This is a genomic window from Mycobacterium sp. SMC-4 (assembly GCF_025263265.1).
Taxonomy (GTDB): domain Bacteria; phylum Actinomycetota; class Actinomycetes; order Mycobacteriales; family Mycobacteriaceae; genus Mycobacterium.
The window spans coordinates 2815318-2840579 of sequence record NZ_CP079869.1 but is presented as its reverse complement, the minus strand read 5'-3'; the positions used below and the strand labels follow the sequence as shown (position 1 = coordinate 2840579).

Genomic DNA, 25262 nt, shown 5'->3' with positions numbered 1-25262 from the left:
GTACGCGGCCCGAGGGGTGGCTTGCCGCGCACGGATGCGTCTGCGGGTCGCCGGTACACAGCCTGGTCGCTGCGGTAGCTTCGCCGCAGGCTGGTTCTGCTCTCGGGGGGAGGTCGCACACGTGGACACCCAGACGTTCCAGCCCTCGCTGGACTGGAGCCGTGAAGTCTTCGCGTCGGCGGCGTGGGTGGCCACCACATGGGGGTTCACCGCGGTCGGCCTGCTCGTCGTGCTGGCGCTGATCGGTCGCTTCACCGAGTGGGGACGACAGTTCTGGCGGGTTTCGGGCGGCTACTTCACCGGTCGGCGAAGCGCGGTCGTGTGGATCATGATCGGGCTGCTGTTGCTGTCGGTCATCATTTCGGTGCGTATCAATGTGCTACTCACCTACTACGTCAACGACCTGTTCACCTCGCTGCAGGTGGCCTTCTCCAGCGGCCCGGCCGATCCGGGCCGGGCCAGCGGCATCGCCGGCTTCTGGGCAACCATGCTGGTGTTCGCGGTACTTGCCGGGTGTTTTCTGGTGCGCCTGCTGTTCGATCTGTATCTCACCCAGCGATTCATCATGCGGTGGCGGATCTGGCTGAGCCGCCGCCTCATCGACGGCTGGCTCGGTGATCTGGCGTACTTCCGCGCTCAGTTCGCCGGACGACCGATCGACAACCCGGATCAACGCATTCAGCAGGATGTCGACATCTTCACCACAGGCGTCGGCGCCAACCAGAACAACCCGATCTACAACTCCAGTGACACTCTGTTGTTCGGTGCCGTGCAGGCCGTGCTTTCGGTGCTGTCGTTCGGCCCGATCCTGTGGCGGCTCTCCGAACCCGTGACCCTCGGTGCCACCACCGTGCCGCGCGCGCTGTTCTGGGTGGTGCTGGTCTATGTTCTCGTCGCCACGATCGTGGCATTCGCGATCGGGCGCCCGCTCATTCGGTTCAGCTACCTCAACGAGCGTCGTAACGCGGCGTTCCGCTACGGGCTGGTCCGGGTCCGCGATGCGGGAGCGGCGATCGGGCTGTACCGCGGTGAACCAGCGGAGAAATCGCTGCTGCGCGGCCGGCTCGACGATGTGATGACGAATTATCGGCACTGGCTGAACCGGATGATGCTGTTCTTCGGCTGGAACGTGTCGGTCAGCCAGGCGATCAATCCGCTGCCCTGGCTGGTGCAGGCGCAAGGCCTGTTTGCGCAGCGCATCTCATTCGGCGACGTGTGGCAGTCGTCGAACGCCTTCGGTGCGATCCACGAATCGTTGTCGTTCTTCCGCAATGCCTACGACCAGTTCGCCAGCTACCGGGCGGCCATCATCCGTCTCGACGGCCTCGCCGAACAGAACGATCGGGCAAGCAGTTTCAGCAGCGTCCACATCGAGCCCTCCAGCGGACCGGTCGAGGTTGTCGGTGTCACAGTGCGGCGGCCCGACGGCATCCCGCTGGTGCACGACCTGGACGTGACTGTGGCGCCTGGCGAGGCCCTGGTGATCACCGGTGAATCGGGGATCGGCAAGTCGGTGCTGCTGCAGAGCCTTGCCGGACTGTGGCCGTTCGCCTCGGGTCGGGTCCGTTTGCCCGGCGGCCGCGACGAGGTGATGTTCGTCCCGCAGCTGCCCTACCTGCCCGCCGGTGACCTCCGTACCGTCGTGACCTATCCGCAGCAGCCGGGATCGGTGGACGACAAGAGTATTCAGAAGGCCCTGCTGGACGTCGCGCTGGGTCCTCTGGTCATCCGGCTCAACGAGGACAAGGACTGGGCCCATGCGCTGTCGGTCGGCGAACAGCAGCGCATTGCGTTCGCCCGGATTCTGCTGAGCCGGCCGGCGGCGGTGTTTCTCGACGAATCGACCTCCGCGCTGGACGAAGGGTTGGAGCTGATGCTCTACCAGCTGTTGCGCGTCGCGCTGCCCGACACGGTCATCGTCAGCGTCAGCCACCGCAGCAGCGTGCACCCGTTCCACAGCAGCCGTCTCGCGCTTGTCGGTGACGGGGCTTGGCACCTGGAGCGACTCGCGCCGTCGGGATAACGCCCCATCCCGCTGTGGGGCTGACGGCGCGGTACTTTGCTCCGCATGGAAACGTTCACCCCGTCGCTGGACTGGGGCAATGAGCTGTGGACCTCGCTGTGGTGGATCGCCCAGGGGTGGGCTTACGCCGCGGTCGCCACCATGGTGGCGCTGGTGCTCATCACGCGGTACACGGTGTGGGGGCGGCAGTTCTGGCGGGTCACCCGGGGCTACTTCACCGGGCCTGACAGCGTCATCGTGTGGCTGTGGTTGGCAGGAATTCTGCTCCTGGTGATCACCAGCGTGCGCTTGTCGGTGTTGTTCACCTTCCAGGGCAACGACATGATGACCAGCTTCCAGGTGATCGCCGCCGGGGTCGGCGCCGGTGACGACGCGGTGCGGACGTCGGGCCGCGACGGGTTCTGGTTGTCCATGGGCGTTTTCGCGGTACTGGCGGTCATCAACGTCGCAAAGATCATGATCGACCTGATGGTCACCCAGCGGTTTATGTTGCGGTGGCGCGCCTGGCTGACCGACCGATTGACCGACGACTGGCTCGAAGGAAAGGCGTATTACCGCTCGCGCTTTATCGACGACACCATCGACAACCCGGATCAGCGCATCCAGATGGACATCGACATCTTCACCACCGGTGTCGGCCCGCTGCCCAACCGCCCGAACAACACGTCGGCATCGACGTTGCTGTTCGGGGCCGTGTCCTCGATCGCCGCGATGATCTCGTTCACCGCGATCCTGTGGAATCTGTCCGGACCGGTGACCTTGCCGTTGATCGGGGTTCAGCTGCCCAAGGCGATGTTCTGGATCGGCATCGCCTACATACTGTTCGCCACCGTGATCGCGTTCTGGATCGGCCGACCGATCATCACGTTGGCGTTCCGCAACGAGAAGTTCAATGCCGCGTTCCGCTACGCGCTGGTGCGGCTGCGCGATGCCGCGGAGGCGGTGGCCTTCTACCGCGGCGAGATCGCCGAGCGCACCGGGCTGCGCCGGCTCTTCCGGCCGGTGATCGACAACTACAAGCGCTACGTCAACCGGATGGCCGGGTTCCTCGGCTGGAACTTGTCGATCAGCCAGGCCCAGGAGCTCATCCCCTACGTCGTGCAGTTTTCCCGGTTCTACAACGGTGAGATCACGCTGGGGCAGCTGTCGCAGACCGCCAGCGCGTTCCGCGAGATCCTGTCGGGTCTGTCGTTCTTCCGAAACGCCTACGACGACTTCGCCGGCTACCGTGCCGCCATCATCCGGCTGCACGGCCTGGTGGTGGCCAACGAGGAAGGCCGGCAGCTGCCCACACTGAACGCCGAGGATTCCCATGGCGGTCGTGTCGAACTCGACGACGTCGAGGTCCGCACCCCCGACGGCCGACAGCTGGTGCGACCGCTGGATCTGACGTTGGAACCCGGCGACGCGCTGATGGTCACCGGCCCCTCGGGCAGCGGGAAGACCACGTTGTTGCGCAGCTTGGGACAGCTGTGGCCCTATGCATCGGGCACCATCCGGGCTCCGGGCGAGGACAACTCGACTCTCTACTTGTCCCAGCTGCCCTATGTGCCGCTGGGCGACCTGCGCACGGTGGTTTCCTACCCCGCAAAGTCCGGTGATCTGCCCGACGAGTCGCTGCGTGAGGTGCTCAACCAGGTCGCGCTGCCACATCTGGCTGACCGACTCGACGAGGAGCAGGACTGGGCCAAGGTGCTGTCCCCGGGTGAACAGCAGCGCATCGCGTTCGCCCGGATCCTGCTGACCAAACCGCAGGCAGTGTTCCTTGATGAGTCGACATCGGCACTCGACGAGGGTCTTGAGCTGACGCTGTATCGGTTGGTGCGCAGCGAATTGCCCGACACCATTTTGGTCAGCGTCAGTCACCGCAGCTCCGTCGAGCAGCACCACACTCGCGAGCTGAAGCTGGTCGGGGGCGGCGAGTGGCAGCTGGGCGCGACGGCAGGCGCGCGCTAGGTGTACTGCCCAGGCAGGTTGGTTGAGAAAGTGTGACGACGCGCTATAGCGATCGTTGATCGGCGAAGGTCTCCTGTCGTGGAGTGGAGCTGCTACCACTTCACTTCAACGAACAGGAGACCTTCGTGGTCCACGCTAACGCTGTTCTGACTCCGCGCGGGCGCTTGATGCTCGCTCGTCTGATCGTCGACGAGGGCTGGCCGATCGTTCGGGCCGCCGAGCACTTCCACGTGTCCTGGCCGACGGCCAAACGCTGGGCGGTCCGTTATCTGGAAATGGGTCCGGCGGGCATGGCAGATCGATCCAGCCGGCCCCATCACTGCCCCCATCGCACACCTTCGGCAATTGTGCGCAAGATCGTTGAGCTGCGATGGAGACATCGGCTCTCACCGCTGGCGATCGCGTCGCGACTGTCGATGGCCGCGTCTACCGTGCATGCCGTACTGGTGCGGTGCCGCCTGAACCATCTGTCACACGTCGATATTCGCACCGGCGAGATGATCCGTCGGTACGAACATGGCCAGCCCGGCGCAATGATTCACGTTGATGTCAAGAAGCTCGGCAACATCCCCTTCGGCGGCGGATGGCGCTTCGTCGGTCGCGCGCAAGGCGGGAAGAATCGACGCCTAACCCCGGGCAAGGCTCGCAGCAAGTACCACCACGAGCTGATCGGACATGCATTCGTGCACACCGTGATCGACGATCACTCACGGGTTGCTTACGCCGAGATTCACGACGATGAAACGGCCACTACAGCCGCCGCGGTATTACGACGCGCCGTGGGGTGGTTCGCCGCTCGCGGAGTCACGGTCAGTCGAGTGCTCTCCGACAATGGTGGCTGCTACCGCTCCTTCGTCTGGCGCGATACCTGCGCCGAGCTGCAGATCAAACACGTCCGCACTCGGCCCTACCGGCCGCAGACCAACGGCAAGATCGAGAGATTTCACCGCACGATGGCCAACGAATGGGCGTTTGCCCGCCACTACCGCGACGAACGCACCCGTCGCTCAGCACTGCCAGGCTGGCTACACACCTACAATCACCATCGGCAACACTCGGCGATCGGCAAGGTCCCACCCATCACCCGATTGATCAACCTGCCTGGGCAGTACACCTAGGCGTCGGCGGTGTGCGCAGCCGTCCGTTGGGCTGCGTGCGTTCCGGCCCGCCGACCGAAGAACGAGCCTTCACCGAGCTGCGTGCCGCTGGCATAGCCCTTACCGTCCTGGGCGATGTTGGACGCGCATGCGCCGGCGGCATACAGGCCGGCGATCGCCGAGCCGTCGTCGCGGAGCACTTCGCCGTCCACCGACACCTTCAGTCCGCCCATCGTGAATCCGGAGTACATCGCCCGACCGAGCGACAGGTCGAATGCGGCCCATGGCCCGTGGTCCTGTGCGGCAAGGTATTCCGGCTGCTTGTGGAACTCGGGGTCGACACCGGCCGCCGCGTCGGCGTTGTAACGGTCCAACGTCGCGGCGAGGTTGCCAGTCGGAATGCCCAGCGCGGATTCCATCTCGGAGACGGTCTCCCATCCGTCGATAAATTTGATCAGCGGCATCTCTGGCATCTGCATGTGCGCCTCGTCGACGATCAGGTACGCAGTCTGATCGGGCTGCTCGAGTACGAACGCCGAGGTGCGCGAGTGGTAGGAGTCCTCGGCGACGAAACGCCGGCCGTCCTTGTTGACGATGACACCGGTGATCAGAATCTCGGGTGGGTAGGCCGCCGCGGTGATGAACAACTGGTCCATGTTGACCGCGACGCCGCCGGCCGAAACGCCCAGACCGATGCCCAGGCCGTCATCGTTGGGGTTGCCCAGGATGTAGGGCGCGACGGTGCCGTGGTGCTTGGTCTTGCGTTGCTGTCCCAGGGCGGGCGTGTATTTGGCCACCATCTCGTCGTTCATCGCGAAGCCGCCGGCGGCGATGACGACCGCACCCGCCTTGACGTACCCGGTCTCGCTGAAGTGCTTCCACGCCACCCCGGCGACGGCGCCGTCGTCGCCGAGCACCAGTGCGGTGGCACCGGTTTCGTACCGGATCTGTACACCGAGTTCGGCAGCACGCTTCAGCAGCAATTCGATCACCATGGCCGCGCCACCGAGTTCGCCGGGCACCGGCACCGAGTGGCCGCGTGGCGCCGGCTTCGCCTGCTCGCAGAACGGCCAGACCTTCTCGTTGCCGGTGTAGGAGAGCCCTTCGGTCCCCGGCGGCACGACGACCTTGCCTGGGTAGTAACTGCGCTCGAACTGGAAGCCGAGTCCCTCGAGCCACTCGAAGTGCTCGACGCTGCCATCACAGTAGGCCCGGATCTTGTCGTGCTCGGGGTCGCGCGATTGCGACACCAAGTACTTGTACATCTCCTCGGCCGAGTCCTCGTGGCCGGTGGCGTTCTGCACGGCTGTCCCCCCGCCGAGGTAGAAGTGTCCGCCGGCCATCGAGGTGGTGCCGCCGGCGGCGGCCGCCTTCTCCAGCACTAGGACCTTCGCGCCGGCGGCGGCCGCGCTGACCGCAGCGCACCCACCGGCGATACCGAATCCCAGCACCACGACGTCGGCCTGTTCCGACCATTCGCCGACCGCGCCGACGTTGACGGTGCCGGGAACGTTGTTCATGGTCACTTCTGCTCCTGCTTCACGTGGTCGAAAAATGCGCGGATCTGCGCTGGAATGTAAGCGATTTCGAGGTAGGGGACCCCGGAGTCCCGGGCAGAGACGTAGGCGAACTCCATGCCTCCCGCCATGGTGCCGGTGGCAACAACCGAGGCTCCCTCGTCCTGCGCTGCGGCCACCGCGTCGGCCAGGCCGGCTGGGTCAGCGACCTCGACGCAGATGTGGTGCAGGCCGGGCCCTCCGTTGTCGAGAAACTCGGTATAGATGCTCTGACCTGAAACCGGCGCGATCAGTTCGAGCTGAGTGTCGCCGGCATAGCTCAGTGAGATATCGGCGACGAAATCGGCGGGGGCGCCGCGGTGGGTGCAGGTGTCGGGACCGAAGTGCACAGCGGGCATCCGCACCCAGCTCTTGGCGCCGAGCAACGCGGTCAACATGGCCTCGGTGGCGTCGAGGTCGTTCGTCACCCATGCAATCTGGACAGGTGTCTGGTTTGGCATCCGTTCGAGAATATCGCCAGCAGGCCGCGCTGGCTAGAACGTGTTCTAGTTCACCGCGATGGTCGCAGCGCGCCGCGTACCAGTCGTCCGATCGCAGCCGCGCAGTCTCGGTCGCCCAGTCGACGGCGCGCCCGCCTGGGCGCCGACTCAGCAGCAATCGTGAATGCCCAAAGACCGCGAATCTTAATCACTAGCTCAGCTCAGTAGCCAGATTCCACGTTCTCGGCGTGACTCAGCGAGTCGCGAAGTCTATTACGCGACTAACCGTCGCGCAATAGTTTCCGGTGAATCCGTCGCGATCATGCAAGATGTCGGCGTAAATTGGCCAGATTTTGAGCTGCACGACACGTTTTCCGTCGACAAGGTGTCCCAACGTAGCAGCCAGAAGATTGTTTTCGTTCAACGGGTGACAAGTTGATCTTCGCTAGCGTAAATTTGCTATATGCCCCCCACCGTGTGCAATAAGCGAAGCAGTCATACGTCTCCTAGCCACGTCGGATGCCACTGACGAACGCAGTAGCGGTCCCCGCTGCCCATGACCTCCCCCTGTGGACGCGCCCGTGCGCCCGGCAAGCCCCGTCATCGCAAGGCGAGGCGGGTTGACCGCGTCCAGGGCCGGTACCCGTCGTTTCGTGTGGATCCGGCCAGCTCGGTCCCTGATCCAACCTCTGTCGGCTTCGGCGTATCCGCTTACACCAAATACGTCGGTCGGGTCGGCGCACTGGCGGTTGCCCTCGGAGTGGGTGCGTTCGTCAGCAGCGGCCACGGGATCGGGGTGGCTCATGCCGACACAACCGACAGCGCGAACTCTCGATCGGCTGATGGTCCCACTCAATCTTCTGGGACAAGTCCGAAGGACCGCCGTGCAACGTCCGAGGACGGAAACACGACCAAGCAGACCACATCGGTCGCGCGTGCCGGAGCTTCGACGGATGACTCCGAGCCGTCAAATGCGGGTACCGCGCGCGGAGCCACGTTGGTCGACAAGGCCGATAGCTCCATCGAGGATGACGGCGGAGTATCCGGCCAAGGTTCGACGCCAGCTGGAGCGCTGAGCGACGACACCGAGCAAACCAGCACAACCGAGGACAACGTTTACGTCGATTCGGTTCTAGTTCTCGGGGAGTCCGTCGTCGTCGACGCGGTGTCTGACGGCGCCGTCGATGGTCCACCGTCCAACGATGTGACGGCTGAGACATCGCAGCCTGACTCGAGCGGCGGCCAAATAATCTCCGACGAACGTCGCGATCGAGGCGTGCACACCGACCCCACGCTTCCCGGCGAGGATTTCCGAACGTCGACCAACGAGTCCGAATCACTGGCCCATTCCAGCCAAGCCCCGACGTTGCTGAGCCTCACTCCGGAAGATGACTCTGGGGAGAGTCACTTCACCATGATGGCCAGCACTGTTGACGTTGCCGCCTTCGGCAATGTGTCACCGCCGCAGGAGCGACGGCATCCATTCCGCCAGCTCGCCGCAGCGAGTCCCGCGGTCGCGGTGGTCAAAGCTTTCGTCTCTGCCTTGTTGACTCCGTTTCTGGCGCCAAGTCCGGCCGCGCCCCCCGCTCCTTCTCTTCTCGCGATCGCCCTGGCCTGGATTCGCCAAGAGATCCAGCGCACGTTCTTCAACCGTCGGCCGCAGATTCGTTCTCAAGAAATCACCCTCGTCCTCAACGCCGGCGAGGTCAGTAATCCGATCTCTTTTGGTGCCGTTGATCCTGACGGTGATCGTCTGATCTACACAGTGCCAGGCCTGGGCACGCCCAACGGTCCTGCTCATGGCACGGTAACCATCGATCAAGCCACCGGCACCTATGTTTACGCCCCGATCGATGGCTTCACCGGAACTGATTCCTTCGTGGTCACTGTCACCGACAAGACCGGGTGCCTGCACTTCCACGGCCTCCTCGGCTTCCTCCTTCCCGACCGCGGGCATACGAACAAGGCAACCATCACCATCACGGTGTCGTCCGCCAACGCGACACCTGTCCCTGTCGGGGACCTGTACACCGTTGCCGAGGACGGCGTCCTGACCGTGGCGGCCGAGGACGGGCTGTTGGCCAACGACTTCGATGCTGACGGCGACAACCTGAGCGCAACCCTGGTCAACGGTCCATTGCGCGGCGACCTGGTGCTGAACACCGATGGGTCGTTTATCTATACGCCTGTTGCTGATTTTCACGGGACCGACTCGTTCACCTACACCGCAAGCGATGGAGTCACGACGAGTGGTGTTGCCACCGTGACGATCACCGTCACCGCGGTCAACGACACCCCGATCGCCGTCGACGACTCCTTCACTGTCGATGAGGACACCGTCCTGGTCGGCAATGTCCTGGCCAATGACAGCGATGTCGACGGCGACCCACTTACTGCTTCGCTGCTCGACGGTCCGGTCAACGGCAACCTCATGTTGAATTCCGATGGGTCGTTTATCTATACGCCTGCTACCGACTTTCACGGGACCGACTCGTTCACCTATATCGCTTCTGACGGCGTCGCCACCAGCAGTGTGGCGACGGTGACGATCACCGTCACCGCGGTCAACGACACGCCGGTTGCTGTTGATGACGGCTTCACTGTCGATGAGGACACCGTCCTGGTCGGCAACGTCTTGAGCAACGACAGTGATGTTGACGGCGATCAGTTGACCGTCATCCTGGTGGGCGGCCCGACGAACGGCTCGCTGATCCTTAACGCGGACGGCTCGTTTACCTACACCCCGAACACTGATTTCCACGGCACGGATTCGTTTACCTACACCGCTAATGACGGCACCGCCACCAGTGACCCGGCGCTGGTGACGATCACCGTGACCGCGGTCAACGATGGTCCGGTTGTTGCCGATGACAGCTTCACTGTCGATGAGGACACCGTCCTGGTCGGCAACGTCTTGGACAACGACACCGATGTCGACGGTGGTCAGCTGACCGTCACCCTGGTGGCCGGCCCGGCCAACGGGTCGCTGGTGCTGAATGCGAACGGGTCGTTCAGCTACACCCCGAACCAGGATTTCCACGGTTCGGATTCGTTCACCTACACCGCCACCGACGGTGCCGCGTCGAGTGGTGTCGCCACGGTGACGATCACGGTCACGGCCGTGAATGATGCTCCGGTCGCCAATGATGACGGTTTCACGGTCGATGAGGACACCGTCCTCACTGGGAATGTGCTGACCAATGACACCGATGTCGACGGCGACCAGTTGACTGCCGAGCTGGTGTCCGGTCCGAGCAACGGGTCGTTGGTGTTAAATGCGGATGGGTCGTTTACCTACACCCCGAACCAGGATTTCCACGGTTCGGATTCGTTTACCTACACCGCCTCTGACGGCCAAGCCGCCAGTGGTGTTGCCACCGTGACGATCACCGTCACTGCCGTGAATGATGCGCCGGTGGCTGTGGATGACAGTTTCACCGTCGATGAGGACACGGTCCTGGTCGGCAATGTGCTGACCAATGACACCGATGTTGATGGTGATGACCTGACCGTCACCCTCGAGGTGGGCCCGGCTAATGGCAGCCTGGTGTTGAATGCGGATGGGTCGTTTACCTACACTCCGGATGCGGATTTCCACGGCAGCGATTCGTTCACGTACACCGCTGGCGACGGCACCGCGTCGAGTGGTGTTGCGACGGTGACGATCACGGTCACGGCCGTGAATGATGCGCCGGTGGCTGTCGATGATGCGTTCATGGTTGATGAGGACACCGTCCTGGTCGGCAATGTGCTGACCAATGACACCGATGTTGATGGTGATGACCTGACCGTCACCCTCGAGGTGGGCCCGGCTAATGGCAGCCTGGTGTTGAATGCGGATGGGTCGTTTACCTACACTCCGGATGCGGATTTCCACGGCAGCGATTCGTTCACGTACACCACTGGCGACGGCACCGCGTCGAGTGGTGTTGCGACGGTGACGATCACCGTCACCGCGGTCAACGACACCCCCGTCGCTGTGGATGATGCGTTCACCGTTGATGAGGACACCGTCCTGGTCGGCAATGTGCTGACCAATGACACCGATGTTGATGGTGATGACCTGACCGTCACCCTCGAGGTGGGCCCGGCTAATGGCAGCCTGGTGTTGAATGCGGATGGCTCGTTTACCTACACCCCAGATGCGGATTTCCACGGCAGCGATTCGTTCACGTACACCACTGGCGACGGCACCGCGTCGAGTGGTGTTGCGACGGTGACGATCACCGTCACCGCGGTCAACGACACCCCCGTCGCTGTGGATGATGCGTTCACCGTTGATGAGGACACCGTCCTGGTCGGCAATGTGCTCACCAATGACACCGATGTCGATGGCGATGACCTCACCGTCACCCTCGAGGTGGGCCCGGCCAACGGCAGCCTGGTGCTCAACCCGGATGGGTCGTTTACCTACACTCCGGATGCGGATTTCCACGGCACGGATTCGTTTACCTATACCGCGTCTGACGGCCAAGCCGCCAGTGGTGTTGCCACCGTGACGATCACGGTCACTGCCGTGAATGATGCGCCGGTGGCTGTCGATGATGCGTTCACCGTCGATGAGGACACCGTCCTGGTCGGCAATGTGCTCACCAATGACACCGATGTCGATGGCGATGACCTGACTGTCGAGTTGGTGGCCGGTCCGAGTAATGGGTCGTTGGTGTTGAATGCGGATGGGTCGTTTACCTATACCCCGGGTGCGGATTTCCACGGTTCGGATTCGTTTACCTACACCGCCTCTGATGGCCAAGCGACGAGCGGCACTGCAACGGTGACGATCACCGTCACCGCGGTCAATGACACCCCGGTCGCTGTTGATGACAGTTTCACGGTCGATGAGGACACCGTGTTGGTCGGCAATGTGCTGACCAATGACAGCGATGTTGACGGCGACCAGTTGACGGTCGATCTGGTGGTCGGCCCGGCCAACGGCACCTTGGTGTTGAATGCGGATGGGTCGTTCACCTATACCCCGGACGCGGATTTCCACGGCAGCGATTCGTTCACGTACATCGCGTCTGACGGCACCGCCACCAGCGACCCGGCAACGGTGACGATCACGGTCACGGCCGTGAATGATGCGCCGGTGGCTGTCGATGACAGCTTCACGGTCGATGAGGACACCGTCCTGGTCGGCAATGTGCTGACCAATGACAGCGATGTTGATGGTGATGACCTGACTGTCGAGTTGGTGGCCGGTCCGAGTAATGGGTCGTTGGTGTTGAATGCGGATGGGTCGTTTACCTATACCCCGGGTGCGGATTTCCACGGTTCGGATTCGTTTACCTACACCGCGTCTGACGGCCAAGCCACCAGCGATGTGGCCACCGTGACGATCACCGTCACCGCGGTCAACGACACCCCCGTCGCTGTGGATGATGCGTTCACCGTTGATGAGGACACCGTGTTGGTCGGCAATGTGTTGACCAATGACAGCGATGTCGATGGCGACCAGTTGACCGTCGAGTTGGTGGCCGGCCCGAGCAACGGCACCCTGACCCTCAACCCGGATGGGTCGTTTGCCTACACCCCGGACACTGATTTCCACGGCAGCGATTCGTTTACCTATACCGCTAATGACGGCACCGCCACCAGCGACCCGGTAATGGTGACGATCACCGTGACCGCGGTCAACGACACCCCGGTCGCAAACAATGACGGATTCACGGTCGATGAGGACACGGTCCTGGTCGGAAATGTGCTGACCAATGACAGCGATGTCGATGGCGACCAGTTGACTGTCGAGTTGGTGGCTGGCCCGAGCAACGGGTCGCTGGTACTGAATGCGGATGGTTCGTTTACCTACACCCCGAACCAGGATTTCCACGGCAGTGATTCGTTTACCTACACCGCCTCTGACGGCGCCGCGTCGAGTGGTGTTGCGACGGTGACGATCACGGTCACGGCCGTGAATGATGCTCCGGTCGCCAATGATGACGGTTTCACGGTGGATGAGGACACCGTGTTGGTCGGCAATGTGCTGACCAATGACACCGACGTTGATGGTGATGACCTGACTGTCGAGTTGGTGGCCGGCCCGAGCAACGGCAGCCTGGTGTTGAATGCGGATGGGTCGTTTACCTACACCCCGAACCAGGATTTCCACGGTTCGGATTCGTTTACCTACACCGCCAGTGACGGCGCCGCGTCGAGTGGTGTTGCGACGGTGACGATCACGGTCACGGCCGTGAATGATGCTCCGGTCGCCAATGATGACGGTTTCACGGTGGATGAGGACACCGTGTTGGTCGGCAATGTGCTGACCAATGACACCGACGTTGATGGTGATGACCTGACTGTCGAGTTGTTGGCCGGCGCGGCCAACGGCAGCCTGGTGTTGAATGCGGATGGTTCGTTTACCTACACCCCGAACCAGGATTTCCACGGCAGCGATTCGTTCACCTACACCGCCTCTGACGGCACCGCCACCAGTGGTGTTGCCACCGTGACGATCACCGTCACCGCGGTGAACGACACCCCGGTCGCTTTTGATGATGGCTTCACCGTCGATGAGGACACGGTCCTCACGGGCAATGTGCTGACCAATGACAGCGATGTCGACGGCGACCAGTTGACCGTCGAGTTGGTGGCCGGCCCGAGCAACGGCACCCTGACCCTGAATGCGGATGGGTCGTTTACCTACACCCCGAACCCTGATTTCCACGGATCGGACTCGTTTACCTACACCGCCACCGACGGCACCGCCACCAGCGACCCCGCTCTCGTGACGATCACCGTCACTGCAGTGAATGACATCCCGGTCGCCAATGACGACAGTTTCACCACCGATGAGGACACGGTCCTCACTGGGAATGTGCTGACCAATGACAGCGATGTCGATGGCGACCAGTTGACTGCCGAGCTGGTGGCCGGCCCGGCCAACGGGAGCCTGGTGTTGAATGCTGATGGGTCGTTTACCTACACCCCGAACCAGGATTTCCACGGTTCGGACTCGTTTACCTACACCGCCACCGACGGCACCGCCGCCAGTGGTGTTGCGACGGTGACGATCACCGTGACCGCGGTCAACGACACCCCCGTCGCTGTGGATGATGCGTTCACCGTTGATGAGGACACCGTGTTGGTCGGCAATGTGCTGACCAATGGCACCGACGTTGATGGTGATGACCTGACTGTCGAGTTGGTGGCCGGCCCGGCCAACGGCAGCCTGGTGTTGAATGCGGATGGTTCGTTTACCTACACCCCGAACCCTGATTTTCACGGCAGCGATTCCTTTACCTACACGGCTTCAGATGGTCTCTCCGCCAGTGGTGTTGCCACCGTGACGATCACGGTCACCGCGGTCAACGACACCCCGGTCGCGAACGACGACTCATTTGCCACCGATGAAGACACGGTCCTGGTCGGCGACGTGCTCACCAACGACACCGACATCGACGGCGACAACCTCACCGTCACCCTCGAGACCGGGCCGGAACACGGCAGCCTGGTCTTGAACGCCGATGGGTCGTTCATTTACACCCCGAACCAGGATTTCCACGGCAGTGATTCGTTTACCTACACCGCGTCTGACGGCACCGCGTCGAGTGGTGTTGCGACGGTGACGATCACGGTCACGGCCGTGAATGATGCTCCGGTCGCCAATGATGACGTTTTCACCGTTGATGAGGACACGGTCCTGGTTGGGAATGTGCTCACCAACGACACCGACGTCGACGGCGATCAGCTGACCGTCGAGTTGGTGGCCGGCCCGAGCAACGGCACCCTGACCCTCAACCCAGATGGGTCGTTTACCTACACCCCGAACCCTGATTTCCACGGCAGCGATTCGTTTACCTACACCGCTAATGACGGCACCGCCACCAGCGACCCGGCAATGGTGACGATCACCGTGACCGCGGTGAATGACACCCCGGTCGCTGTTGATGACAGCTTCACTGTCGATGAGGACACCGTCCTGCTGGGCAATGTGCTGACCAACGACAGCGATGTCGATGGCGATGACCTGACGGTCGAGTTGGTCGTCGGCCCGAGCAACGGCACCCTGGTGCTCAACCCAGATGGGTCGTTTGCCTACACCCCGGACACTGATTTCCACGGCAGCGATTCGTTTACCTATACCGCTAATGACGGCACCGCGACCAGTGACCCGGCGCTGGTGACGATCACCGTGACCGCGGTCAACGACACCCCGGTCGCAAACAATGACGGATTCACGGTCGATGAGGACACGGTCCTGGTCGGAAATGTGCTGACCAATGACAGCGATGTCGATGGCGACCAGTTGACTGTCGAGTTGGTGGCTGGCCCGAGCAACGGGTCGCTGGTACTGAATGCGGATGGTTCGTTTACCTACACCCCGAACCAGGATTTCCACGGCAGTGATTCGTTTACCTACACCGCCTCTGACGGCGCCGCGTCGAGTGGTGTTGCGACGGTGACGATCACGGTCACGGCCGTGAATGATGCTCCGGTCGCCAATGATGACGGTTTCACGGTGGATGAGGACACCGTGTTGGTCGGCAATGTGCTGACCAATGACACCGACGTTGATGGTGATGACCTGACTGTCGAGTTGGTGGCCGGCCCGGCCAACGGCAGCCTGGTGTTGAATGCTGATGGGTCGTTTACCTACACCCCCGACGCCGACTTCCACGGCTCGGATTCGTTTACCTACACCGCCGGCGACGGCACCGCCACCAGCGATGTTGCCACCGTCACCATCACCGTCACGGCCGTGAATGACGCCCCGGTGGCTGTCGATGATGCGTTCACCGTTGATGAGGACACCGTGTTGGTCGGCAATGTGCTGACCAATGACACCGACGTTGATGGTGATGACCTGACCGTCGAGTTGGTGGCCGGCCCGGCCAACGGGAGCCTGGTGTTGAATGCTGATGGGTCGTTTACCTACACCCCGAACCAGGATTTCCACGGCAGCGATTCGTTTACCTACACCGCCTCTGACGGCACCGCCACCAGTGGTGTTGCCACCGTGACGATCACCGTGACCGCGGTGAATGACACCCCGGTCGCTGTTGATGACAGCTTCACTGTCGATGAGGACACCGTCCTGCTGGGCAATGTGCTGACCAATGACAGCGATGTCGATGGCGATGACCTGACGGTCGAGTTGGTGGTCGGCCCGAGCAACGGCACCCTGGTGCTCAACCCAGATGGGTCGTTTGCCTACACCCCGGACACTGATTTCCACGGCAGCGATTCGTTTACCTATACCGCTAATGACGGCACCGCCACCAGCGACCCGGTAATGGTGACGATCACCGTGACCGCGGTCAACGACACCCCGGTCGCAAACAATGACGGATTCACGGTCGATGAGGACACGGTCCTGGTCGGAAATGTGCTGACCAATGACAGCGATGTCGATGGCGACCAGTTGACTGTCGAGTTGGTGGCTGGCCCGAGCAACGGGTCGCTGGTACTGAATGCGGATGGGTCGTTTACCTACACCCCGAACCCTGATTTCCACGGCAGTGATTCGTTTACCTACACCGCCTCTGACGGCGCCGCGTCGAGTGGTGTTGCGACGGTGACGATCACCGTCACGGCCGTGAATGATGCTCCGGTCGCCAATGATGACAGCTTCACCACCGATGAGGACACCGTGTTGGTCGGCAATGTGCTGACCAATGACACCGACGTTGATGGTGATGACCTGACTGTCGAGTTGGTGGCCGGCCCGGCCAACGGCAGCCTGGTGTTGAATGCTGATGGGTCGTTTACCTACACCCCCGACGCCGACTTCCACGGCTCGGATTCGTTTACCTACACCGCCGGCGACGGCACCGCCACCAGCGATGTTGCCACCGTGACCATCACCGTCACGGCCGTGAATGACGCCCCGGTGGCTGTGGATGATGCGTTCACCGTTGATGAGGACACCGTGTTGGTCGGCAATGTGTTGACCAACGACAGCGACGTCGATGGCGATGACCTCACCGTCACCCTCGAGGTCGGGCCGGAACACGGCAACCTGGTCTTGAATGCGGATGGGTCGTTCACCTACACCCCGGATGCGGATTTCCACGGTTCGGATTCGTTTACCTACACCGCCGGCGACGGCACCGCGTCGAGTGGTGTTGCGACGGTGACGATCACGGTCACGGCCGTGAATGATGCTCCGGTCGCCAATGATGACGGTTTCACGGTGGATGAGGACACCGTGTTGGTCGGCAATGTGCTGACCAATGACACCGATGTCGATGGTGATGACCTGACTGTCGAGTTGGTGGCCGGCCCGGCCAACGGGAGCCTGGTGTTGAATGCTGATGGGTCGTTTACCTACACCCCGAACCAGGATTTCCACGGTTCGGATTCGTTTACCTACACCGCCAGCGACGGCACCGCCGCCAGTGGTGTTGCCACCGTGACGATCACGGTCACGGCCGTGAATGATGCGCCGGTGGCTGTCGATGATGCGTTCACCGTTGATGAGGACACCGTGTTGGTCGGCAATGTGCTGACCAATGACAGCGATGTCGATGGTGATGACCTGACTGTCGAGTTGGTGGCCGGCCCGGCCAACGGCAGCCTGGTGTTGAATGCGGATGGGTCGTTTACCTACACCCCCGACGCCGACTTCCACGGCTCGGATTCGTTTACCTACACCGCCGGCGACGGCACCGCGTCGAGTGGTGTTGCCACCGTGACGATCACGGTCACGGCCGTGAATGACGCCCCGGTCGCTGTGGATGACAGTTTCACCGTCGATGAGGACACCGTCCTGGTCGGCAATGTGCTGACCAATGACAGCGATGTCGATGGTGATGACCTCACCGTCGCCCTCGAGGTCGGGCCGGAACACGGCAACCTGGTGTTGAATGCGGATGGGTCGTTCACCTACACCCCGAACCAGGATTTCCACGGTTCGGACTCGTTCACCTACACCGCCAGCGACGGCACCGCCGCCAGTGGTGTTGCCACCGTGACGATCACCGTCACGGCCGTGAATGACGCCCCGGTCGCCAATGATGACAGTTTCACCGTCGATGAGGACACCGTCCTGGTCGGCAATGTGCTGACCAATGACACCGATGTCGATGGTGATGACCTGACCGTCGAGTTGGTGGCCGGCCCGAGCAACGGGTCGCTGGTGCTGAATGCGGATGGTTCGTTTACCTACACCCCGAACGCCGACTTCCACGGTTCGGACTCGTTTACCTACACCGCCAGTGACGGCACCGCGTCGAGTGGTGTTGCGACGGTGACGATCACGGTCACGGCCGTGAATGATGCTCCGGTCGCCAATGATGACGGTTTCACGGTGGATGAGGACACCGTGTTGGTCGGCAATGTGCTGACCAATGACACCGACGTTGATGGTGATGACCTGACTGTCGAGTTGGTGGCCGGCCCGGCCAACGGCAGCCTGGTGTTGAATGCGGATGGGTCGTTCACCTACACCCCGAACCAGGATTTCCACGGTTCGGATTCGTTTACCTACACCGCCAGCGACGGCACCGCCGCCAGTGGTGTTGCCACCGTGACGATCACGGTCACAGCCGTGAATGATGCTCCGGTCGCCAATGATGACGGTTTCACGGTGGATGAGGACACCGTGTTGGTCGGCAATGTGCTGACCAATGACAGCGATGTCGATGGTGATGACCTGACTGTCGAGTTGGTGGCCGGCCCGGCCAACGGCAGCCTGGTGTTGAATGCTGATGGGTCGTTTACCTACACCCCCGACGCCGACTTCCACGGCTCGGATTCGTTTACCTACACCGCCGGCGACGGCACCGCGTCGAGTGGTGTTGCCACCGTGACGATCACGGTCACGGCCGTGAATGATGCGCCGGTGGCTGTCGATGATGCGTTCACCGTTGATGAGGACACCGTGTTGGTCGGCAATGTGTTGACCAACGACAGCGACGTCGATGGCGATGACCTGACCGTCGAGTTGGTGGCAGGCCCGGCCAACGGCAGCCTGGTGCTCAATGCGGATGGCTCGTTTACCTACACCCCAGATGCGGATTTCCACGGCTCGGACTCGTTTACCTACATCGCCGGCGACGGCACCGCGTCGAGTGGTGTTGCGACGGTGACGATCACGGTCACGGCCGTGAATGACGCCCCGGTCGCTGTGGATGACAGTTTCACCGTCGATGAGGACACCGTCCTGGTCGGCAATGTGCTCACCAATGACACCGACGTCGACGGCGACGACCTCACCGTCGAACTCGTCAACGGCCCGAGCAACGGGTCGCTGGTACTCAACGCGGATGGGTCGTTTACCTACACCCCCGACGCCGACTTCCACGGTTCGGACTCGTTCACCTACACCGCCAGCGACAGCACCGCCACCAGCGATGTTGCCACCGTGACGATCACCGTCACTGCCGTGAATGATGCTCCGGTCGCCAATGATGACAGTTTCACGGTCGATGAGGACACGGTCCTTACCGGCAATGTGCTGACCAATGACACCGATGTTGATGGTGATGATCTGACTGTCGAGTTGGTGGCCGGTCCGAGCAACGGGTCGCTGGTGCTGAATGCGGATGGTTCGTTTACCTACACCCCGAACGCCGACTTCCACGGTTCGGACTCGTTTACCTATACCGCGTCTGACGGCACCGCCACCAGCGACCCCGCTCTCGTGACGATCACCGTCACTGCCGTGAATGATGCGCCGGTGGCTGTCGATGACAGCTTCACGGTTGATGAGGACACGGTCCTTACCGGCAATGTGTTGACCAATGACAGCGATGTCGATGGCGACCAGTTGACGGTCGAGTTGGTGGCTGGCCCGGCCAACGGCACCTTGGTGTTGAATGCGGATGGTTCGTTCACCTACACCCCGAACCAGGATTTCCACGGATCGGACTCGTTTACCTACACCGCCAGTGACGGCGCCGCGTCGAGTGGTGTTGCGACGGTGACGATCACGGTCACAGCCGTGAATGATGCTCCGGTCGCCAATGATGACGGTTTCACGGTGGATGAGGACACCGTGTTGGTCGGCAATGTGCTGACCAATGACACCGACGTTGATGGTGATGACCTGACTGTCGAGTTGGTGGCCGGCCCGGCCAACGGCAGCCTGGTGTTGAATGCGGATGGTTCGTTTACCTACACCCCGAACCACGATTTCCACGGCAGCGATTCGTTCACCTACACCGCCTCTGACGGCACCGCCACCAGTGGTGTTGCCACCGTGACGATCACCGTCACCGCGGTGAACGACACCCCGGTCGCTTTTGATGATGGCTTCACCGTCGATGAGGACACGGTCCTCACGGGCAATGTGCTGACCAACGACACCGATGTTGATGGCGATGACCTGACCGTCACCCTCGAGGTGGGGCCGGCCAACGGGACGTTGGTGCTCAATCCGGATGGGTCGTTTACCTACACCCCGAACCAGGATTTCCACGGCAGCGATTCGTTTACCTACACCGCCTCTGACGGCACCGCCACCAGTGGTGTTGCGACGGTGACGATCACGGTCACCGCGGTCAACGACACCCCCGTCGCTGTGGATGATGCGTTCACCGTTGATGAGGACACCGTGTTGATCGGCAATGTGCTGACCAACGACACCGATGTTGATGGTGATGACCTGACGGTCGAGTTGGTGGCCGGCCCGGCCAACGGCAGCCTGGCGTTGAATGCCGATGGGTCGTTCACCTACACCCCCGACGCCGACTTCCACGGATCGGACTCGTTCACCTACACCGCGACCGACGGCGCCGCGACGAGTGGTGTGGCGACAGTGACGATCACCGTCACCGCGGTCAACGATGCGCCGGTGGCGGTCGATGACGTTTTCACGGTCGATGAGGACACGGTCCTCACTGGGAATGTGCTGACCAACGACAGCGATGTCGACGGTGACGACCTGACCGTCACGTTGGTGACGGGCCCGAGCAACGGCACCCTGACCCTGAATGCGGATGGGTCGTTTACCTACACCCCGAACCCTGATTTTCACGGCAGCGATTCCTTTACCTACACGGCTTCAGATGGTCTCTCCGCCAGTGGTGTTGCCACCGTGACGATCACGGTCACTGCAGTGAATGACACCCCGGTCGCGAACGACGACTCATTTGCCACCGATGAAGACACGGTCCTGGTCGGCAATGTGCTCATCAACGACAGCGACGTCGATGGTGATGACCTGGCCGTCACCCTGGTGGGCGGCCCGACCAACGGCTCGCTGACCCTCAACCCTGATGGGTCGTTTACCTACACCCCGAACCAGGATTTCCACGGCAGCGATTCGTTCACCTACACCGCTAATGACGGTGCCGCGACGAGTGGTGTGGCGACAGTGACGATCACCGTCACTGCAGTGAACGATGGTCCGGTTGCTGTTGATGATGCGTTCACCGTTGATGAGGACACCGTGTTGGTCGGCAATGTGCTGACCAATGACACCGATGTCGACGGCGACCAGTTGACTGTCGAGGTCGTGGCCGGCCCGAGCAACGGCGCCCTGGTGTTGAATGCCGATGGCTCATTCACCTACACCCCTAACACCGACTTCCACGGCACGGACGCATTCACCTACACCGCGACCGACGGTGCCGCGACGAGTGGTGTGGCGACGGTGACGATCACCGTCACCGCGGTCAACGATGCGCCGGTGGCGGTCGATGACGTTTTCACGGTCGATGAGGACACGGTCCTCACTGGGAATGTGCTGACCAACGACAGCGATGTCGACGGTGACGACCTGACCGTCACGTTGGTGACGGGCCCGAGCAACGGCACCCTGACCCTGAATGCGGATGGGTCGTTTACCTACACCCCGAACCCTGATTTTCACGGCAGCGATTCCTTTACCTACACGGCTTCAGATGGTCTCTCCGCCAGTGGTGTTGCCACCGTGACGATCACGGTCACCGCGGTCAACGACACCCCGGTCGCGAACGACGACTCATTTGCCACCGATGAAGACACGGTCCTGGTCGGAAATGTCCTCACCAACGACACCGACATCGACGGTGATGACCTGACCGTCGAGGTCGTGGCCGGCCCGAGCAACGGCACCCTGGTGTTGAATGCCGATGGGTCGTTCACCTACACCCCAAACACTGATTTCCACGGCACGGACTCGTTCACCTACACCGCTAATGACGGCGCCGCGACGAGTGGTGTGGCGACAGTGACGATCACCGTCACTGCAGTGAACGATGCTCCGGTCGCCGTCGATGACGGCTTCACCGTCGATGAAGACACCGTCCTGGTCGGAAATGTGCTCACCAACGATACCGACATCGACGGTGATGACCTGACCGTCGAGCTCGTGGCCGGCCCGAGCAACGGCACCCTGGTGTTGAATGCCGATGGCTCATTCACCTACACCCCTAACACCGACTTCCACGGCATAGACGCATTCACCTACACCGCCACCGACGGCACCGCGACGAGTGGTGTTGCCACCGTGACGATCACCGTCACTGCAGTGAACGATGCACCGGTTGCCCATGATGACGGCTTCACTGTCGATGAGGACACCGTCCTGCTGGGCAATGTGCTCACCAACGACAGCGATGTCGATGGTGATGACCTGACCGTCGAGCTCGTGGCCGGCCCGAGCAACGGCAGCCTGGTGTTGAATGCGGATGGTTCGTTTGCCTACACCCCGGACACTGATTTCCACGGCAGCGATTCGTTTACCTACACGGCTTCAGATGGTCTCGCAGCGAGTGGTGTTGCCACGGTGACCATCACGGTCACTGCAGTGAATGACAGCCCGGTCGCCAATGACGACAGCTTCACCACCGATGAGGACACCTTCCTGGTTGGGAATGTGCTCACCAACGACACCGACATCGACGGTGACCAGTTGACCGTCGAGCTCGTCGTCGGCCCGGCCAACGGGTCGCTGGTGCTCAACCCTGATGGGTCGTTTACCTATACCCCGGACACTAATTTCCACGGCACGGACTCGTTCACCTACACCGCTCATGACGGCGCCGCGACGAGTGGTGTTGCCACGGTGACCATCACGGTCACTGCAGTGAATGACAGCCCGGTCGCCAATGACGACAGCTTCACCACCGATGAGGACACCGTCCTGGTTGGGAATGTGCTCACCAACGACACCGACATCGACGGTGACCAGTTGACCGTCGAACTCGTCAACGGCCCGAGCAACGGGTCGCTGGTACTCAACGCGGATGGTTCGTTTACCTACACCCCCGACGCCGACTTCCACGGATCGGACTCGTTCACCTACACCGCCAGCGACGGCACCGCCACCAGCGATGTGGCCACGGTGACCATCACGGTCACCGCGGTCAACGACACCCCCGTCGCTGTGGATGATGCGTTCACGGTCGATGAGGACACCGTCCTTACCGGCAATGTGCTGACCAACGACAGCGACGTCGATGGCGACCAGTTGACTGTCGAGTTGGTGGCCGGCCCGAGCAACGGGTCGCTGGTGCTGAATGCGGATGGTTCGTTTACCTACACCCCGAACCCGGATTTCCACGGTTCGGATTCGTTTACCTACACCGCCTCTGACGGCACCGCCACCAGCGACCCCGCTCTCGTGACGATCACCGTCACTGCCGTGAATGACGCCCCGGTCGCTGTGGATGATGCGTTCACCGTCGATGAGGACACCGTCCTGGTCGGCAATGTGCTGACCAATGACACCGACATCGATGGTGATGATCTGACCGTCACACTCGAGGTGGGGCCGGCCAACGGCAGCCTGGTGCTCAACCCGGATGGGTCGTTTACCTATACCCCGGATGCCGACTTCCACGGATCGGATTCGTTTACCTATACCGCGTCTGACGGCCAAGCCGCCAGTGGTGGTGCCACCGTGACGATCACCGTCACTGCGGTCAACGACGCTCCGGTCGCGAACAACGACACCTTCGCCACCGACGAGGACACCGTCCTGGTCGGCAACGTGCTCACCAACGACACTGATATCGACGGCGACACCCTCACAGTCACTCTCGTTAGCGGACCAGCCCACGGCACCCTGACCCTGAACCCGAACGGCTCGTTCACCTACACGCCCCACACCGACTACCACGGCCCGGATTCATTTACCTACATCGCATCTGATGGCCAAGCCACGAGCGGCACCGCCACCGTGACCATCACCGTAAACCCAGTCAACGACGCGCCGGTCGCAGTGAATGACAACTTCACCGTCAACGAGGATGCGGTGCTGAACGGCAACGTGCTGACCAATGACTCTGATGCCGAGGGTGATTCGCTGACCGCGACCATCGTGACCGGCCCGGCTCATGGCGCGCTGGTGTTCTACGCCGATGGGTCTTTTACCTACGTCCCGAATCCGGATTTCCACGGTGCGGATTCGTTCACCTACACCGCATCGGACGGCCAGGCGACCAGCACGCTCGCGTTGGTAAGCATCACAGTGTCCCCGGTCAACGATGCCCCCGTCGCAAACAACGACAGTTACAGCACCAACCAGGGCATTGCGTTGAGCGTCAACGCGGTATCCGGCGTGCTGGCCAACGACACCGACGTCGACGGCGACACATTGACGGTCACGATGGTCAGTGGACCCGCCCACGGCAGCCTGACCCTCAACGCCAACGGCTCATTCACCTACACCCCAAGCTCGGGCTACAACGGCACCGACTCGTTCACCTACACCGTCATCGACGGCATCACCAACGGCAACGTCGCGACCGTGACGATCACCGTCATCGACAACGTCAGACCCAGCGTGACCGATGTGCAGGCCGGCAACGGTGGTGGCACCACGAGCCTGATCCAGCAAAGCGACACCATCGTGTTCACCTTCAGCGAGCCGATCGATCCGAACTCGGTTCTTGCCGGATGGGACGGCAGCACCACCAATGTCGTGGTGCGGGTCTACGACGACAGCTTCTTGGGCATTGCGACCGGTCGAGATACTCTTCAGATCTTCGACGCAACCAACACCACCCCGCTGCTGGGATCGGTCGACCTGGGACGCGGAGACTACGTCAACGGCTTGATCGGAGGCACCATCTACTACGGGTTAACCGGGACGCCGTCGACGATGACGATGACCGGTAACACCATCACCGTCGTACTCGGGAACTACACCACACCGAATTTCCTGACCATCAACCGCACCACCGCCTGGGGCCCCGGCGATATGAGGTGGACCCCGCCGGCGAATCTGACCGACCTCGCCGGCAACCTCATCCTGACCACACCAGTTACCGAGACCGGTTCACACGACAGAGACTTCTGACCAACTGGCAGAACCTCA

The 25262-nt window shown here is 61.9% G+C and carries 6 protein-coding genes; 4 read left to right on the top strand and 2 right to left on the bottom strand.

From position 1 onward, the window contains the following. Nucleotides 1–121: 121 nt before the first annotated feature. The 3 genes from KXD98_RS13620 to KXD98_RS13610 all read left to right on the top strand — a co-directional run bounded on the left by KXD98_RS13620 (nt 122) and on the right by KXD98_RS13610 (nt 5097). Entirely contained in the window at nt 122–2023 is a 1902-nt protein-coding gene (locus tag KXD98_RS13620; protein WP_260758910.1) for an ABC transporter ATP-binding protein/permease, read from the top strand. A 45-nt stretch (nt 2024–2068) separates the two neighbouring features. Next, nucleotides 2069–3979 carry an ABC transporter ATP-binding protein/permease gene (locus tag KXD98_RS13615; protein WP_260758908.1) on the top strand — a complete coding sequence of 637 codons (1911 nt, stop codon included), beginning with the start codon at nt 2069–2071 and terminating at the stop codon, nt 3977–3979. A gap of 125 nt (nt 3980–4104) precedes the next feature. Beyond that, nucleotides 4105–5097: an IS481 family transposase gene (locus KXD98_RS13610; protein WP_260758906.1), complete on the top strand. Its 993-nt coding sequence runs from the start codon at nt 4105–4107 to the stop codon at nt 5095–5097. On the opposite strand, the gene KXD98_RS13605 is transcribed toward KXD98_RS13610, so the two are convergent. Beyond that, nucleotides 5094–6596: an FAD-binding protein gene (locus KXD98_RS13605; RefSeq protein WP_260765189.1), complete on the bottom strand. Its 1503-nt coding sequence runs from the start codon at nt 6594–6596 to the stop codon at nt 5094–5096. The genes KXD98_RS13610 and KXD98_RS13605 overlap by 4 nt on opposite strands. Nucleotides 6597–6598: 2 nt before the next feature. Beyond that, a complete protein-coding gene (locus KXD98_RS13600) occupies nt 6599–7093 on the bottom strand; it encodes a VOC family protein (protein ID WP_260758905.1) in 495 nt (164 codons plus the stop codon). A gap of 976 nt (nt 7094–8069) precedes the next feature. Here KXD98_RS13600 and KXD98_RS13595 point away from each other — a divergent pair. Then, nucleotides 8070–25244: an Ig-like domain-containing protein gene (locus KXD98_RS13595; RefSeq protein ID WP_260758904.1), complete on the top strand. Its 17175-nt coding sequence runs from the start codon at nt 8070–8072 to the stop codon at nt 25242–25244. Nucleotides 25245–25262 lie beyond the last annotated feature (18 nt).

What these genes read in the sequence shown, in the direction of transcription:
- KXD98_RS13615 (WP_260758908.1), top strand. Translation starts at nt 2,069, where the DNA reads ATGGAAACGTTCACCCCGTCGCTGGACTGGGGCAATGAGCTGTGGACC.
- KXD98_RS13605 (WP_260765189.1), bottom strand. Translation starts at nt 6,596, where the DNA reads ATGAACAACGTTCCCGGCACCGTCAACGTCGGCGCGGTCGGCGAATGG.
- KXD98_RS13600 (WP_260758905.1), bottom strand. Translation starts at nt 7,093, where the DNA reads ATGCCAAACCAGACACCTGTCCAGATTGCATGGGTGACGAACGACCTC.